Raw genomic sequence first — 16,470 nt, 5'->3', positions numbered from 1 at the left:
ATCGGTCCATGTAATTGGGACCGATTTTTTCGAATTAACTTTTACATACTTCCTCTAATTCTTTAATGACTTGGCTTACCTCGTCCCATGAATAGATGGACGCGCCGGCCGCAAGCGGATGGCCGCCACCTTTAAACTTTCTGGCAACCGTATTAATGACAGGACCCTTTGAACGTAATCGTACGCGAATTTGGTCGTTTTCCTCAATAAAGAATACCCATGCTTTAATCCCTTTTACATCACCTAATATCCCAACAAGAAGAGATGCCTCAGCAGGCCTTGCATCGTATTCAGCAATTAATTCTTTAGTTAACTTCACAGAAGCTACGCCATTTTCATGTAACCCGAAGTTCTGTAATATGTACCCTTTTAGCTTTATAATATTGGCATCCAATTCGTACATTTTATCAAATAGCTCAGTCCGCGAGAAATTGTAATGAATTAATTCCCCAGCATAGGTGAATGTCTTTTCTGTTGAACTAGGAAACAAAAATCTTCCTGTATCCCCGACAATTCCAGCAAACAACAGCCGTGCTGCTTCATCATTCATTTTTAAACCTTTATCTTTTCCATACAGATAAAATTCATAAACCATTTCACTGCATGAACTTGCGCTCGTTTCGACCCATAATAAGTCACCATACGGGTCTTCATTTGGATGATGATCAATTTTAATGAGCTTATCTCCTAAAGTATAGCGCTTATCACAGATTCTTTCTTGGTTGGCTGTATCACATACAATGACTAAAGCGCCTTTATAGACCTTATCCTCAATCACATCAAGCCGGCGCATATAGTGCAGGGTTGGTTCTTCTTGTCCAACTGCATAAATCTTTTTCTCCGGATAGGATGCTTGCAAAATCGCAACTAATCCACCTTGGGAGCCATAGGCATCTGGGTCTGGGCGCACATGACGATGGACAATAATCGTTTCATATTGTTCAATCGTTTCCAAAATTTTCTCTTTCATACGATCTCCTTTTTACAACGAAATATGGCGTTTTTTAAAAATAAAAGTTACAATAATAGATGATTTTAAACATGGAGGAACAGATCATGCTAGTTTTTGCCTTTTTAATCGTCATATTATTTGCTTTTTATATATTTTATAAAACAAAATACATTCGAAGCAACCGTTTAGTTGAAAAGAAATGGCTTTCTGCTAAATCAAATATTGCCCTAGGGCTTTTCGTTTTCTTTTTTGGGATAAATTCGTTATTTGTATCTCAGTCAACAGGCACTTACATCGTTGCCGCAATTTTTATAATCTATGGAGCTTTATTCAGCTGGATTGGATACAAAAAATACAAACATTACCTCCCTTTTGCCATTGAGGAAGCAAAAGAGCTTGATATGCAAAAATAAAAGTTAAAAGCCGCTTCGTTCACAGGAAGCGGCTTTTATTTGGTCAATATTATTAATTTCTATCTATCAGCTGGCACATCATCATCGCTTTTCCAACTAGGACGCCTTCATTGTACACTTCTACATCCACTTTCCCAAACTTACGGCCTACTTCCAATATTTTCGGAAAAACCTCCAGCCTGCTTTCCATTTGAACGGGTTTAATAAAGTAGATGGTCATGTTCTCTACAACGAGGTCCCCTTTTTTGTAGCTTCTGAGCACTCGATTCGCAGCATCCGAGACAATGGTCGTGAATACACCATAGGAAATCGTCCCAAGATGGTTCGTCATTTGCGGGGTTACTTCGCAAGAAAATACATCTTCCCCTTTGGTCCTTCCCTGCATTAGCACCATCTGATTGGTTACGATATCATCAATCGTTTCGCCAACTTGAGGCTGTCTTTGGTTCATTTGAAGTGCTTTTAAGACATCCTGCCTGCTAATCAAGCCTTCCAAACGGTTGGAATCATCCGCAACAGGAAGAACCTCAATTCCTTCCCACACCATCATATGGGCAGTGGAAGCAACACTTGTTTTCCCATTTACAGTCATTGGATGTTTGGTCATAATCTTATCGATTGAAGTATCTCCATCTTGACCTAACACATCCTTACTCGTCACCATTCCTTGAATCTTCATGTTTTGGTCAACTACAGGATAACGGCTATGTGTCGTTTGCTGATTTAATTCATGCCATTTTGACACTTTATCAGAGGTTTTTAGAAAGAAGGTTTCGGAAATAGGAGTTAAAATATCTTCCACCAAAATAATTTCTTTTTTGATTAACTGGTCATAAATAGCCCGGTTTATCATTGTGGCAACCGTAAACGTATCATAACTGGTGGAGATGACCGGCAGTTCCAGTTTATCCGCTAATTTTTTAACATGGTCCTCCGTATCAAATCCACCTGTAATAAGGACAGCTGCACCAGCCTTCAGGGCAAGTTCATGTGCCTGTGTCCGGTTCCCGACAATTAACAGATTACCAGCCTCAGTGTAGCGCATCATAGCCTCTAATTTCATCGCACCAATAACAAATTTATTAAGGGTTTTATGCAATCCTGCTCGTCCGCCCAGAACCTGACCGTCAACAATGTTTACCACTTCGGCAAATGTGAGCTTTTCAATATTTTCCTTCTTTTTTCGTTCAATTCTAATCGTTCCAACTCGTTCAATCGTGCTGACATAGCCTTTATTTTCTGCTTCTTTAATCGCACGATAGGCTGTTCCTTCACTTACCGTCATCGCCTTGGCGATTTGCCGCACTGATATTTTTTCACCGATTGGAAGTCCATCAATGTATTGTAATATTTGTTCATGCTTAGTAGCCAAGACCTTCACCCTTTATAATCAAATTCCAATCTATTCTGTCAAGATTAGCAAATTACGTATAAATTTTATTATAAAGTTTAAAAAGCCTTGATTCAATGCGGTTTCTCACTGATTAATGAAAAGAGCGAGATTTTTTCTTTAATTTCTGAGATTGAATTTTTTGAACAGTTTTCTTAGGACTATATAAGATCCCTGTTAAATTCCCTGCCATTACAATTAATGCAAAGGCCAGCCAGACAATAGAAAAAGTCCCCTCTATCCCCTCAGCATGAAGCGATAATCGCGGTACAGCAAAATAAAGCATAAATCCGCAGAGCAACAGGCATAGTAAATATCTATTTTTCTTCAACTTTCTTCCTCCTTCATAAGTGCTTGTTTCATTTTTATGCATTGGGGAGGAAAAAAAGTATGCGAAAGCCTAGGAACTTTATAATTCTATTGCTTCTCCAGGATTTAACACTCTTCCATTTTTTGAATCCAGCATTTCAATAAATTGATATGGATCCTGTTTGATTGGCGGGAAGGTATTATAGTGTATTGGAACAACTGTTTTTGCATTCAATAGTTTTGCTGCATATGCAGCATCTTCAGGCCCCATTGTAAAATTATCACCGATTGGCAAGAACGCGAGATCAATTGGGTGACGTTCTCCTATTAATTTCATATCAGAGAATAAGCCGGTGTCACCAGCGTGGTAAACCGTTTTGCCTTCATTCATAAACAGAACTCCAGCAGGCATGCCACAATAGACGATTTGTTTATTTTCTAGCGTATAGCTCGAACCATGAAACGCCTGCGTCAGCTTCACTTTTCCAAAATCAAATTGATAAGCACCGCCAATGTGCATGGCATGAGTATTTACTCCTTGCCAGCTTAAAAATTCAGAAAGCTCAGCGTTGGCGATGACAAGGGCATTATGCTTTTTGGCTAATTGCACGGTATCGCCGACATGGTCACCATGGCCATGTGATAAAATGATAACATCTGGTTTTACATCCTCGACTTTTAAATCTGTCAATGAGTTTCCTGAAATGAATGGATCGATAATAATTGTTTTCCCATTCGAATTAATTTGAACAACTGAGTGGCCATGATAAGAAATTTTCATTTTTAATCCCCTTTCAAAATTGGTCTATTATGTACTTCCATAAAAAGTTTGGATTTCCTTCCTCATTTATATCCACAACTGTCCTCTTTTAGCACATGCTAAGGTCAGATAGTTTACAATTACTTTTAATATTGATAATCTCATAGTGGATTTGAAATTTTTAGGGGGGCTCCAAATAATGAATCAACGTTTAGAAAAGCTTCAGACATGGATGAAGGAAAATGATATTGAAGTTAGCTTCCTAACCTCTTCTGAAAACGTATTTTATTTAAGCGGTTATTATACTAACCCGCATGAACGCTTGCTCGCGCTCGTTGTTTTTCAAGAGCAGGAGCCGTTTCTTGTCTGTCCGGCTATGGAAGTCCATGATGCCAGACGTTCCGGCTGGGAGCATGAAATCATTGGCTTCAGCGATATCGAAAATCCGTGGGAAAAGGTGTTAATAGCAATCAATAAGCGGATTAATGCTGTTGCAAAGGTTGCAATTGAAAAAGAGCATATGAATGTTGAGCGATATGAACATCTTTCAAGACTTTTCCCTCGTGCCGCATACGTTTCTGCGGAAGAAAAATTAAGAATTCTTCGAATGGTCAAAGATGCTAAGGAATTAAAGATTATTGAAGAAGCGTGTGCCTTAGCGGATTATGCCATTGAAGTCGGTGTAAGTGAAATTAAAGAGGGCCGGACAGAACTGGAAGTTCTAAATGCGGTTGAGTATGCGCTTAAGCAAAAGGGCGTGACCGAAATGTCCTTTGCGACCATGGTTTTGACAGGTGCAAATGCAGCTTCCCCTCACGGCAATCCCGGGACAACGAAAATCCAAAAAGGGGATTTAGTTTTATTTGATTTAGGTGTCGTCGTTGATCGCTATTGTTCAGATATAACTAGAACGGTTGCATTTGGTGATATAAACGATAAGCAAAAAGAAATTTATGATACCGTGTTAAAAGCACAGCTTGCTGCGGTTGAAGCAAGTAAGCCTGGTGTGTCGGCTGCTGAAGTCGATTTAACGGCACGCAAGATTATTGCGGATGCAGGATATGGCGAGTATTTTCCACACCGCTTGGGACATGGACTTGGAATCAGCGTTCATGAATATCCGTCATTAACAGAGACCAATCAGCTAATTATTGAAGAAGGCATGGTTTATACCATTGAACCCGGGATTTATGTTCCAAATGTTGCAGGTGTCCGTATTGAAGATGATTTGTTTATTGGAGCAGATGGCGCTAAAGTTTTAACGAAGTTCCCAAAAGAACTTCAGATTATTAAGTAATTGGATTTGTTTTACATTGAATTGTACGGCTAAATGGTGTATTATACAAATACAAGCTGCGTTGTACGTAATGATAATAAAGTTTTAACCTTTAAGCTGTAATAGGGAGTTTAAACATCGAAGCTGGCATGACAAGCCTCTGTCTATAAGACATGGAGGACACGCAGAAAAGTTTCTGAAAACACCCACTTTGAGGAGTGGTGGTTTAAAACTTTCTTATATAGATACGGCAAAGGCGGCTACATAAGTTTTATACTTAAGACCAGTTCCATTTTGGAACTGGTTTTTCTTATTTTGTTGAATAAAAACTGGTTAATTATAGATGTTTAGCGGGATGAAGACAATTTTTGTACGGTAACCATGAAAACTGTCCTCATAGAAGCTTCATGAGGACAAAACTAGCTCGAAAACCTATGAAACTGTCTTCATGGAAGCCCCATACGGACAAAATCAATCCAAAAACCACCGGACCTGTCCTCATGGAAGCCCCATGCGAACAAAATCAATCCAAAAACCACCGGACCTGTCCTCATGGAAGCCCTATGCGGACAAAATCAATCCAAAAACCACCGGACCTGTCCTCATGGAAGCCCCATGCGGACAAAATCAATCCAAAAACCACCGGACCTGTCCTCATGGAAGCCCCATGCGGACAAAACTAGCTCGTAAACGACGGAATCTGTCCTCATAAAAGCTCCATGAGAACAGAACTAGTTCGCAAACTACTAAAGCTGTCCTCATGGATCCATGTTAAATATTTATTTTTCCAGCAATGATCTCGTATCTTTGAATTCAAGTCCATGTGCCTCTGCGACTGCCTCATAGGTAACAAACCCACCAAGTGTGTTGATTCCTTTTAACAATGCCTCATTATTTAGACATGCCTTTTGATAGCCTTTATTGGCAATTTCTACGGCATATGGAACAGTTACGTTTGTTAAGGCAATGGTCGAGGTTCTCGGTACCGCACCAGGCATATTTGCCACCGCATAATGAACAACGCCGTGTCTCTCGTACGTTGGATTATCATGCGTCGTAATCCTGTCAGTTGTTTCAAAAATGCCTCCTTGGTCAATGGCGATATCTACGACCACACTGCCTGGCTTCATTGATTTTATCATATCCTGTGTTACAAGCTTGGGTGCCTTCGCCCCAGGGATGAGAACCGCACCAATAACTAAATCAGATTCCTTTACCGCTTCGGCTATATTATAAGGATTAGACATTAATGTTGTTACATCTGATCCAAAAATATCATCTAGTTGGCGAAGTCGGTCAGGGTTTAAATCAATAATCGTTACCTTGGCTCCTAAGCCAATCGCCATTTTAGCGGCATTTGTACCAGCTACTCCTCCGCCAATAATCGTTACTGTTCCCCTCTGAACACCAGGAACACCGGAGAGAAGAATTCCCTTACCGCCATAAACCTTTTCCAAAAATTGAGCACCAATCTGGGCAGCCATTCTTCCTGCTACTTCACTCATCGGCGTCAATAACGGAAGGCTTCGGTTTGCTAGCTGAACCGTTTCATAGGCAATCCCGACGACTTTCTTATCAATTAACGCTTTCGTCAATTCCGGTTCAGGTGCTAGGTGTAAATATGTAAATAGAATTAATCCTTCACGAAAGTATTTATATTCACTAGGAAGAGGCTCCTTAACCTTCATCACCATTTCCATTGACCATGCTTCTTCAGCTGTTTCTACCAATTTTGCACCAGCGGAACTGTAATCCTCATCTGTAAAGCCCGAGCCGAATCCAGCGCCTTTTTCGATCATTACTTCATGACCAAATTTAACAAGATTCACAACTCCTGCAGGTGTCATGGCTACACGGTTTTCATTGTTTTTTATTTCTTTAGGTACTCCAATCCGCATGTGCTTACCTCCAAATAATGTTATCAATTCTAAAATAAACCAAGACTACTTTATTATAACCCTTTTCATTAGTAAGATGTAACAACAAGCAGTAATCAAGGAAGATACAGGAAACAAAAGCCTCGCCAAAAAGGCAAAGCTTTTATATTTGCTTAATACCAGTATGGATATCCGTATCCGTAATCGTATGGATATCCGTATCCGTAATCGTATGGATATCCGTATCCGTAACCGTATGGATATCCGTATCCCCAAGGGCCTGCTAGAAGAGCTCCAGCAGCTAAACCACCTAAGAATGGTAAACCAAATCCCCATGGTCCAAAGCCAAAACCAAATGGACGGCCGAATCCGAAGCCAAATGGTCTGCCGAAGCCAAAGCCAAATGGACGGCCAAATCCGAAGCCAAATGGACGAATCCTCTCATCTCCAGGATTCACCATATCGTAATTCTCATCAACGGGCATTCCTGTATACATTTTTTTCCTCCTCATTTTATTAATAATAGCACACTAAAGAATATGCAACTGCTTAACCAAATTCTTGGGTAAATGCCCTTCTAATACGGAATTTCCAAGACATTTGTCCAGCAAAAAAGACTATCCCATTCAGGACAGTCTCTTTCTTTTAAGTGCTTATTCTTCAACTGACGTAAAATCATCACTATCAGCAAGCGCAGTTCCTTGATCAATAAAACCCGTATTGTATGAATCAAAAATTTGCTCACTAACTTCATTTGCCCCTTGTTCATCAAACTCAAAAGAAAACTGCTTATTAGGGTCAAGATTAACCATCATATAATTCTCCTTTTCAATGTAAGATTCCTAATTATTGTTCGAAAAATTGCAACAGTTATTCGTTGTTAAATTTTGTATAATAAAGGTGAGGAGATGGTGATCATGGGACTTAAATATCAAAATATTTTAGTCGCAGTTGATGGTTCAAAGGAAGCTGATTGGGCATTTAAAAAAGGAATTGAAATTGCCAAAAGAAATAATGCCAAACTGCTTTTAGTCCATGTAATCGACACAAGATCATTTGCATTAGTAGAAGCGTACGATACTGTCATTGGTGATCGCGCAGAAAAGCTGGCCAAGGATATGCTTGAAAACTATCAACTACAGGCAATGGATGCTGGTCTACCAGAAGTTCAATATGAAATTGATTTTGGCTCTCCTAAGGTTAGAATCCCTAGAGAATTAGCTAGAAAGCACAAGGTTGATTTAATCCTTTGTGGTGCGACTGGAATGAATGTTGTCGAAAGGTTCTTTATCGGAAGTGTCTCTGAACATATTACCCGGTATGCACCATGTGACGTTCTTGTTGTCCGTACGGAAAAAGAAAATTAATAACGATAAGGCACGAAGCAGATCCGGTTTCGTGCTTTTTTAATAGTTTTATCGTGAATGAATATTAGATGTGTAGTACAATTAATATAACTACTCAAGCTTGGAGGCAAAAAATGAAAGAGCATTTTTCTTTCGATGAACGTCTTGGTATTTACCTGCCTGATTTAACAAATGAATGGGACGAATATAGTAAAGAAACACAGCAAGATATTTTATTTAATTGGGAACAAATCCGCGGCTCCATTCCTGACCGGATTGCCGATCTCGAAAACGATATCAATCATAAACAAGCACAGCTTTCCGATGAAAGTGACTTTAAGCATTCCTGTCAATTAAATTCGGAAATCGCAGATTTGGCCTCAATTATTAATGATTTATGGTTATGGTTCCGTGCAAACCAAAGTTTATCTGCTAAATCCCACCACTAAAAAAACTCCCAAAACAGGGAGTTTTCTAATTTTATGGCTCTGTTAAACTTAGTTGTTGATTTGCGCTCCAATCAACAGTGTTAAAAATCAACACTGCCCTTAAATATAGCCTATTTTATAAATCTTTCTTTATTTCTCTCACCACATGGCCAAGTTCAGGCAGGATTAATTTACTCATTGCCAACTTAACAGCACCTGTTGAGCCCGGCGTCGAGAATACAGCTTTATTTTGGACCACTCCGGCAATCGCTCTTGAAAGGATGGCCGAGGATCCAATATCCTCTTGATAACTTAGCATCCGGAACAGTTCACCGAAGCCGACAATTTCCTTCTCCAAAAGATTTTGAACCGTTTCAATTGTAACATCGCGCTTCGCGATCCCAGTTCCGCCATTCGTTAAAATGACATCGATGTCATTACGATTGCAGCCTTTGAGAATTTCCGTTTCAATTGGAGCTGTTTCGTCTTTCACAATCACATAGTCTACAATCTTATGCCCTGCTTGTTCAAGTAATTCTATCATCAGCTTTCCGCTTTTATCTGTATCCTTCTCTCTCGTATCACTGACCGTGATGACCTTGCAATTTACCGTTTTAGGCGCTTCTTGTTTATGCTCCTTAGTGCTCATTCAAAAGACTCCTCTTTTTCCATTAGATAGCGAAGTTGATAATATTTATGGGCCAAATCTGTTACATTTTTTGTTAATTGATAATTTGCACCAGCACCAATGGCCATGCTGATTATTGGAACCCCTTGAATCAGTTTTTTCCGAAACAAGGCAATCACCATCGCTTTTAATAATTGTTGGACAGGCTGTTCAAGCCAGGTGATATCGGTGATTTCTTCCTTGCCTTCATAAAAATAAGGATCAGTATTAGCCTCTAGGTCCTCCATCAAGGCAGACCACCCGTCTTTTTGAATTCCCGGAGGCAATGTTGCAGTATGAAAAACCTTTAGTGATGACATCATCTCGTATGGGGAATTTACTTCAAACCCATAGACACACGCAATTAATTGAACCGCTCTTAAATTAATCACCGCCATTGCGGGTATATCGGTTCCCAATAGGAGCGGACCACCAGTACCTGCAAATCCCCCTTGGACAAACGAATACAAACGGTGCCTCGCTATTTGCTGGTCAGCTATGTATTGCAATTGATCAATCTCTAGTTGTTTTAAATCTTCTATCTTTTCGATATCCTTCCGAAACGTTCTTCCCGATGAAAGAATTCTGTTCTTCGCATCCATTTGAAGCTGGGAACCCTGGATAATTCCATGTAAATAAAACAACCAGCTATCTATGACCGAAAAAAACTGTCTTTGAACATCCTCAGGTAGTAAGGAAAAGGAGCGTTCTAAATATTTTTCATATGTTAAACGAAAATCGCTTGCTTCATAGTTAAGTATTTTCTTTTCCCAATCGCGAATATCATTCAAGACTCTGCTCTCGCGGTCAGTCAGCGGCATGTTTAGGTTCCTCCTTTTTATATCTTTTACCATCAGTATAGCACAAAGAAAGGCAAAAGCAGTTACCTGCCTTTGCCTTTTTGATGATTAAAATGCCGCTAAACGAACAACGTCTCTTGCGATCATAACTTCTTCATTTGTTGGAATGATGATGACCTTAACAGGAGAGTGAGGGTAGTTAATAAAAGCTTCCTCACCTCTGACTTTATTTAGAGCAGGGTCCCAATAAACACCCATAAATTCAAGACCTTTTAAGACATTTTCTCTAATGACATCACTGTTTTCACCGATACCTGCTGTAAAAATAATCGCATCAACTCCATACATCCGTGAAGCGTATGAACCGATATATTTATGAATGCGATTTGCGAACACATCAAGTGCAAGCTGTGCCCGGTTATTTCCTTGCTTTGCCTGGATTTCAATATCCCTTAAATCGCTCGAGAAGCCTGTTACCCCTAACATACCACTCTTTTTATTTAATACATCAAGTACTTCTTCAACTGATTGCCCGGTTTTTTCCATAATATATGGAATAAGAGCAGGGTCAATATTTCCGGAACGAGTTCCCATTGTTACCCCTGCAAGAGGTGTAAAGCCCATGGATGTATCAATCGACTTTCCGCCCTCAATCGCTGCAATACTTGCCCCGTTCCCAAGGTGACAAGAAATTAATCGAAGCTGTTCTACAGGACGACCTAATAGTTTAGCAGCACGTTGGGATACATATTTATGAGATGTTCCATGAAAACCGTATTTTCGAATTCCATATTTTTCGTAGTATTCATATGGAAGACTATAAAGGAATGAACTCTCGGGCATTGTTTGATGGAAGGCTGTGTCAAAGACCGCAACAGCTGGAACGTCTGGAAGCACACGCTTGAAAGCTTGGATTCCTGTGATATTTGCTGGATTATGCAAAGGCGCTAGCTCGGATAATTCTTCAATTTTCTCCATGACTTCATCCGTGATTAGAACCGAATCACTAAATTCTTCTCCACCATGTACGACACGGTGGCCAATTCCTTCAATTTCACTTAGCGAAGCAATAATACCAAGGGTAGTCAGTTTATCCAAAAGCATTTTTACAGCCACTTCATGGTCTGGTATATCAATAGTTTCTTGTATTTTTTCACCGTTTACTGTGATATTAAAAATAGAATCTTTTAAACCAATCCGTTCAATAAGACCCTTTGTTATTACATTTTCACTTGGCATTTCAAACAATTGAAACTTTAAGGACGAACTTCCTGCATTAATTGCAATAACTTTTGCCATTTTGCTGACGCTCCTTTTATTTAGGCTATTTTCGCAAAGATTGTTGTTTTTCGTATTGGTTTATCAAACCGTATAACTTGATTCTTCGTGGCATCTTTCGTAAGAACATTTGCGAAAATTGCCTAGAAACTCTGTAAATAACCCTTAATAAGTTCTTAAAAGCAACAAAGTTTACGAAAAGAGCTTTTATATAACAACATCGGTTGGAGTATACGAAATTAATACAACTATATTTTGTGCAAACCGACCTTGTTTCTTTCTTTCAATTCCTCATTAAATCACGGTATAATTCACATTTCAAGAAATAATTTAGCTGGGAACGTTTTCAGCAAAAATATAATTATATTCAAATTAATCGAATAATCAAAAAGGATAAAACCGGCTGGTTTTACCGATTTTATCCTTTATTTTCTTGAAACCATTTTTCCATTTTTATTAAAATTTTATCCATTTCCGCTGCAGATGACAAACTTGGCAGATCAACAAGCAGCGCTTGCTTAGGCGGCTCCACGTCTTCTCCTTTTTTCTGCAAAATTAGGATGCTCTTTGCCGCATTTTTATTTTTAAACATACTTGTCGGCAATTGAAGCAATCCCTGGATGATAACCTGATCTTTAAAATATTCCCGCAGCTGGGGCGCTTGTTCACTTTCAAACAGTCCATTCGGAATGATGAAGAATAAATAGCCACCTGACTTTGTATGCCGGACACTTTGCTCAATAAATAAATGATGGGCAAAAGAATGGCCTTCCTTTGCTTTTAGTTGATAATCCGCTGCTCTTACATCATTTGGATAAAATCCAACTGGCAAGTCCGCGATAACGGCTTCAACAGGATCAATGAATAACGGTTCCAGGCTGTCCTGATTAAAAAGCTGGACTGGATGTTCTTGTAAATTAGCATTGACATAGGCAAGTTTAATTAAAAGATCATCAATCTCAACACCAATGGAGGCTACATTTTTATTTAGCTGGTTTAGAACGGTCGTTAATAAATTTCCGGTACCAACAGCCGGGTCCAGCAATCGGAAGCTTGATTGTTTCAAAAACTTATCAACAAGATAGCCTACAAGCATTCCAACAGTATCAGGGGTCATTTGATGATTGGGCTGAACATTTTCCTTCATCCCTTTTAGAATAACCAGTTGATACGCTTTGCGGATTTCCTCATTCGAAAACTTTTGTAAATGAATTTCTTCATATTGCTTCTTTAACCTTTTAACGGTTAATTCACTTAGTTCCTCCTGAAGAATTGAGCCTTGAAATAGGTTCTCTCCTGTTTCAGCCAGGGCTTCTAGGTAGGTACAATCTAATTCTTCCTGCAGAATAAGAGCTGTTTCATTGAATAAAGTGAATAACTGTTCTGTTGGAGTTATTTTCATTTTTGATACTCCCCATTTATAAATTTCCTTACTCATTTTAAACGAAAAATAAAAATTTAAACAACTAAAAAGGCCCCGCCAATTGACGAGACCTTAATTTACTTGGCTTTGTTAAACATAGCTTTTGATTTGTGCTCCGGGCGCTTCGCTCCAATCAACGAGTTTAAAAATCAAAAATATGCTTTAACACAGCCCTTTATTTAAATTTATTTTGCAGCTTTTGCTGCTTCAAGTGCTGCTTCATAGTTAGGGTGGTTGGTAGCTTCACTTACATATTCTACATAAGTAACAGTGTCGCTTGAGTCCACAACAAAAACGGCACGAGTTAATAGTCTTAATTCTTGGATTGCTACGCCATATGCTTCACCAAAAGAAAGGTCACGGTGATCAGATAATGTTTGTACATTTTCAATTCCAGCTGCTGCACACCAGCGCTTTTGTGCAAACGGAAGATCATTACTAATGGTTAAGATTTTAACGTCTCCTAAAGAATTAGCTTCCTCATTAAAACGGCGAGTTTCAGCATCACATACACCAGTATCCAGTGAAGGTACTGAGCTGATTAAACGAACTTGCCCCTTTGTATTGTCTAAAGTAACAGCAGATAAGTCATTTGCAAGCACGGAGAAATTTGGAGCTTTGTCTCCTACTTTTACTTCATTACCAAGTAATGTAACTGGGTTCCCCTTGAAAGTAACATTTGCCATACTAACATCCTCCTTTGATTATGTACAGTGTAAATATATCTTTTCAGAATTATTTTTGCAATTATAAAGCTTTCTGATAGCTCATTTCATGAAAAAAGTTAATCTTCCTCGTTCTTTGGAAGATTAACCTTTCTTTTTATAAATCTAAATCATGTTTAGTCTGATGGTTTGTTTGCTGCCTTCCATCATCTCTTTTTGAGAACATTTGCTGAATTTTATCGACCGCCTGCGGTGCGACTTCTAAAATCTTCTCATATAAATGGGTACTTTCGTCTAAGTGAAGCATTTTGACTCCATGCGAGTTAACAATTAAAAAGGCGATTGGTGTAATGGATACTCCGCCGCCGCTACCGCCTCCAAATGGCAGCTTGGCTTGCCCCTGACTTTGCCCTTGTTCTGTTTTTTGGCCGCCGGACTGGGAACTATCCATCTTAAACTCACTGCCCCCGGCAGCAAATCCAAATCCAACCTTTGAAACTGTTAAAATGACACTTCCGTCTGGGGTTTCAACTGGATCCCCAATAATAGTATTTACATCAATCATTTCTTTCAAGCTTTCCATTGCCGTTGTCATTAAGCCTTGAATTGGGTGATCGGACATGAAGGTATCCTCCTTGTTCAAATGGATTTCATTTTTTCATTTGAAATATTTGCTTTGCTTTTAAAGTGCGGTTTCCCGCCCTTCCAGAATTTAATCAGTTTTAATCCTGCTAGAATAGCTTGCCCGATTCGAAACTGAAAAATACATGTTAATTGTGTGTGAATAACAGCTGCTTGAAAATGTGGGGTAACCGTCAATTGCGGCATTTCTTTTAGCTTTAAAAAATGGCTCAGCAGTCCTACAATGCCCCCTTTTACAGCCCATAACGCACCTGTCACCATTCCCGTATGTGCAGCATCGCCAACCCCAATCATCGAGTGCCACTCGAATTTTTTTATCGTGACTTTCCGAAAGAACTTCCTAACGATTACATGCATTCCAAAAACGTGCTTCAGCATTTCTCTCATATTGGTTAGATTCGTTAGCATATCATTTGAAGTAATTTGTTTAACATTTTTATCGGAAGAATCGTCTTCTACTACAATGCTTGGGGAGTTATCATCCACTTTAATTAATGGAATATGTTTTTTAAATTTAATTAATCCAAACAAAATCCTAAACTCTACCTTTAAATCATCATTGTCATTATGGTGATAATAATTTACAAGAATCGTTAATTTAGAAAATACGATAAGGATAAATAAGAGCAACAGAATAGACAAGGAAAGTAATAGCCAAAACAAAATATTCACAACCTTTCCGCCTGTTAGTATTTCCTATTCACAAAAAAACTATCAACAATGAAGTTGATAGTTCCATTTTTATCTTTCGACATGAATGACTGAAGTGTCAGTGAAAAGATCATGTATTCCTTGTTTTTTAGGTAAAAAAGCGACAATGAGGTATCCAACGATTGTTGTTGCTGAAATAAACCGGCCAATCCATTCACGAAAAAGTATGGTTCCCCATGTTAGTTTTTCTTTATTTAATTCAATTACTTTTAATCCAAACACCATTTTTCCGAGCGTTTGATCGAAGTATTTTGTCATCAGCATGAAATACAAATAAAAGATGACAGCAGATGCAATAGAAATCGGGGCAAACATATTCCACTCGGATAACGATAGATCAAGCACGCGAAAGACCGGCTTGATTAAAATGCGCCCGATGCTGCCAATAACGATTAAATCAAGAAGATAGGCCCAAAACCGCATCCAAAAGCCTGCATAGCGAACCTGCCTATTCATTCTCTCTAAAACTACATCTTCTCCGGCAGAGTATTCATTCGATTCCATTTATAGCCCCCCTATTTAGCATAAAGATACATGAGACGCGGCGAATTCGGCTTGGAAAGTAATTTTAAAATGCCTGTCATTTCAACGTGATCACCCATCCATTTTTTTGCTGTTAAATTAAATAAGGAACCTATTCCGAGATCATCTGTATAACGCACCACCTTGACACCCTTAAGCTTTTCATTTCTTTTCATCTCCGAGATGACATCATCTAAATAGCCAAATCCATCGATAAGATTTAAATCCTTCGCCTGCCGGCCATCATAGACTCGGCCATCTGCTATTTTTTTAACTTGCTCCACAGTCATATGACGCCCTTCAGAAATCACTTTGACAAATCCCTCATATGAATTATCAATCATCCTTTGTAAAATTTGCCTTTCTTCGTCCGTCATTTTTCTAGTTGGGCTCATGATATCCTTATATTTGCCGCTTTTTATCGTGACAAAATCCACCCCGTATTTATCTGCCAATCCCTGATAATTAATACCTTCCATGATTACTCCTAGGCTCCCCGTTAGAGTTTCTGGGCTGGCATAGATTTTTTTCGCTGCCGTTGAAATATAATATCCTCCTGATGCTGCCATGGAGCCCATAGATATATATACTGGTTTTTTCGTATCCCTTTGGACTTCCATTAATCTATCATGAATTTCTGCGCTTTCTACCACCCCGCCTCCAGGAGAATTAACTTTGATAATAATTCCTTTAACTGTATTATCCTTTTTAATATAATTTAACTTCTTCATAAACTCCTGGTGGTTATAACCTGGGCTTTGTAAAATCGATTCAGAGTCCCCTGTGTCCTGGATTACTCCATTTATATCAAGGATGACGATTTTCTTTAATTCGCTTCCGTTTTGAACCACTTCCTCAGAATATGGCTTATCAGAATTCATCAACTCATTTATATCTGTTTCAATTCCTTTAAAAGCAAAGGATGATAATAGATTAATGATGACTGACCCAATAAATAAAACGGCTGCAATTCCAAGTGCGGCCCAGCGTTTTCCAGTCAATGTGTTTCCC

Annotated in this window: 20 protein-coding genes and 1 other RNA gene; 5 read left to right on the top strand and 16 right to left on the bottom strand. The window is 38.9% G+C overall.

The features are described 5' to 3' along the window. Nucleotides 1–34: 34 nt before the first annotated feature. Complete coding sequence (locus PH210_RS18855) at nucleotides 35–970, bottom strand: DHH family phosphoesterase (protein WP_289987724.1); 936 nt, start codon at nucleotides 968–970, stop codon at nucleotides 35–37. Between the two features lie 86 nt (nucleotides 971–1,056). Between PH210_RS18855 and PH210_RS18850 the strand changes: the two genes are divergently transcribed. After that, the gene (locus tag PH210_RS18850) at nucleotides 1,057–1,365 is read left to right on the top strand and encodes a YtpI family protein (RefSeq protein WP_289987723.1); all 309 of its coding nucleotides are present in this window, start codon (nucleotides 1,057–1,059) and stop codon (nucleotides 1,363–1,365) included. Nucleotides 1,366–1,417: 52 nt separating this feature from the next. On the opposite strand, the gene PH210_RS18845 is transcribed toward PH210_RS18850, so the two are convergent. The 3 genes from PH210_RS18845 to PH210_RS18835 all read right to left on the bottom strand — a co-directional run bounded on the left by PH210_RS18845 (nucleotide 1,418) and on the right by PH210_RS18835 (nucleotide 3,845). Continuing rightward, nucleotides 1,418–2,737 carry a CBS domain-containing protein gene (locus PH210_RS18845; protein WP_289987722.1) on the bottom strand — a complete coding sequence of 440 codons (1,320 nt, stop codon included), beginning with the start codon at nucleotides 2,735–2,737 and terminating at the stop codon, nucleotides 1,418–1,420. A 112-nt stretch (nucleotides 2,738–2,849) separates the two neighbouring features. Then, entirely contained in the window at nucleotides 2,850–3,086 is a 237-nt protein-coding gene (locus tag PH210_RS18840) for a hypothetical protein (RefSeq protein ID WP_289987721.1), read from the bottom strand. Between the two features lie 78 nt (nucleotides 3,087–3,164). Further along, nucleotides 3,165–3,845, bottom strand: coding sequence for a metal-dependent hydrolase (locus PH210_RS18835; protein WP_289987720.1), 681 nt, complete (start codon nucleotides 3,843–3,845; stop codon nucleotides 3,165–3,167). A gap of 178 nt (nucleotides 3,846–4,023) precedes the next feature. Between PH210_RS18835 and PH210_RS18830 the strand changes: the two genes are divergently transcribed. Continuing rightward, on the top strand, nucleotides 4,024–5,121 hold the full coding sequence (locus PH210_RS18830; protein WP_289987719.1) for a M24 family metallopeptidase: 1,098 nt from the start codon (nucleotides 4,024–4,026) through the stop codon (nucleotides 5,119–5,121). A 50-nt stretch (nucleotides 5,122–5,171) separates the two neighbouring features. Next, nucleotides 5,172–5,367, top strand: a non-coding RNA gene (ssrS, locus tag PH210_RS18825) — 6S RNA. Nucleotides 5,368–5,879: 512 nt separating this feature from the next. Here the strand turns inward: ssrS and ald are convergent. The 3 genes from ald to PH210_RS18810 form a co-directional block, all read right to left on the bottom strand. Beyond that, nucleotides 5,880–6,998, bottom strand: a complete 1,119-nt coding sequence (gene ald, locus PH210_RS18820) for an alanine dehydrogenase (protein WP_289987718.1) — start codon at nucleotides 6,996–6,998, stop codon at nucleotides 5,880–5,882. Between the two features lie 152 nt (nucleotides 6,999–7,150). Continuing rightward, a complete protein-coding gene (ymaG, locus tag PH210_RS18815; protein ID WP_289987717.1) occupies nucleotides 7,151–7,474 on the bottom strand; it encodes an inner spore coat protein YmaG in 324 nt (107 codons plus the stop codon). A 156-nt stretch (nucleotides 7,475–7,630) separates the two neighbouring features. Next, the gene (locus tag PH210_RS18810; RefSeq protein ID WP_289987716.1) at nucleotides 7,631–7,789 is read right to left on the bottom strand and encodes a hypothetical protein; all 159 of its coding nucleotides are present in this window, start codon (nucleotides 7,787–7,789) and stop codon (nucleotides 7,631–7,633) included. Nucleotides 7,790–7,894: 105 nt separating this feature from the next. Between PH210_RS18810 and PH210_RS18805 the strand changes: the two genes are divergently transcribed. Together PH210_RS18805 and PH210_RS18800 are read left to right on the top strand one after the other, a co-directional pair. Next, entirely contained in the window at nucleotides 7,895–8,344 is a 450-nt protein-coding gene (locus PH210_RS18805) for a universal stress protein (protein WP_289987715.1), read from the top strand. A 113-nt stretch (nucleotides 8,345–8,457) separates the two neighbouring features. Further along, entirely contained in the window at nucleotides 8,458–8,772 is a 315-nt protein-coding gene (locus PH210_RS18800) for a hypothetical protein (protein ID WP_289987714.1), read from the top strand. A gap of 115 nt (nucleotides 8,773–8,887) precedes the next feature. Here the strand turns inward: PH210_RS18800 and PH210_RS18795 are convergent, their stop codons facing one another. The 9 genes from PH210_RS18795 to sppA all read right to left on the bottom strand — a co-directional run bounded on the left by PH210_RS18795 (nucleotide 8,888) and on the right by sppA (nucleotide 16,460). Next, nucleotides 8,888–9,400, bottom strand: coding sequence for a MogA/MoaB family molybdenum cofactor biosynthesis protein (locus tag PH210_RS18795; RefSeq protein WP_289987713.1), 513 nt, complete (start codon nucleotides 9,398–9,400; stop codon nucleotides 8,888–8,890). Beyond that, on the bottom strand, nucleotides 9,397–10,239 hold the full coding sequence (locus PH210_RS18790; protein ID WP_289987712.1) for an EcsC family protein: 843 nt from the start codon (nucleotides 10,237–10,239) through the stop codon (nucleotides 9,397–9,399). Before PH210_RS18790 ends, PH210_RS18795 begins: the two co-directional genes overlap by 4 nt. An 87-nt stretch (nucleotides 10,240–10,326) precedes the next feature. Then, nucleotides 10,327–11,517: an acetate kinase gene (locus PH210_RS18785; RefSeq protein ID WP_289987711.1), complete on the bottom strand. Its 1,191-nt coding sequence runs from the start codon at nucleotides 11,515–11,517 to the stop codon at nucleotides 10,327–10,329. A 397-nt stretch (nucleotides 11,518–11,914) separates the two neighbouring features. Further along, nucleotides 11,915–12,898, bottom strand: coding sequence for a class I SAM-dependent methyltransferase (locus PH210_RS18780; RefSeq protein WP_289987710.1), 984 nt, complete (start codon nucleotides 12,896–12,898; stop codon nucleotides 11,915–11,917). Between the two features lie 206 nt (nucleotides 12,899–13,104). Continuing rightward, entirely contained in the window at nucleotides 13,105–13,605 is a 501-nt protein-coding gene (gene tpx, locus PH210_RS18775; protein ID WP_289987709.1) for a thiol peroxidase, read from the bottom strand. Nucleotides 13,606–13,741: 136 nt separating this feature from the next. Beyond that, nucleotides 13,742–14,206 (bottom strand): GerW family sporulation protein, encoded by a 465-nt coding sequence (ytfJ, locus tag PH210_RS18770; RefSeq protein ID WP_289987708.1) that lies wholly within the window; start codon nucleotides 14,204–14,206, stop codon nucleotides 13,742–13,744. Nucleotides 14,207–14,223: 17 nt separating this feature from the next. Then, nucleotides 14,224–14,898: a DUF2953 domain-containing protein gene (locus PH210_RS18765; protein WP_354670001.1), complete on the bottom strand. Its 675-nt coding sequence runs from the start codon at nucleotides 14,896–14,898 to the stop codon at nucleotides 14,224–14,226. Between the two features lie 69 nt (nucleotides 14,899–14,967). Further along, nucleotides 14,968–15,393, bottom strand: coding sequence for an RDD family protein (locus PH210_RS18760; protein ID WP_289987740.1), 426 nt, complete (start codon nucleotides 15,391–15,393; stop codon nucleotides 14,968–14,970). Between the two features lie 59 nt (nucleotides 15,394–15,452). After that, nucleotides 15,453–16,460, bottom strand: coding sequence for a signal peptide peptidase SppA (gene sppA, locus PH210_RS18755; protein ID WP_289987707.1), 1,008 nt, complete (start codon nucleotides 16,458–16,460; stop codon nucleotides 15,453–15,455). Between the last annotated feature and the right edge of the window lie 10 nt (nucleotides 16,461–16,470).

Origin of the sequence: Paenibacillus sp. BSR1-1 (assembly GCF_030403775.1) — a bacterium.
GTDB lineage: Bacteria > Bacillota > Bacilli > Bacillales > Cytobacillaceae > Neobacillus.
Note: the sequence above shows the minus strand (reverse complement) of the source record. Positions and strands in the feature narration are given on the sequence as shown.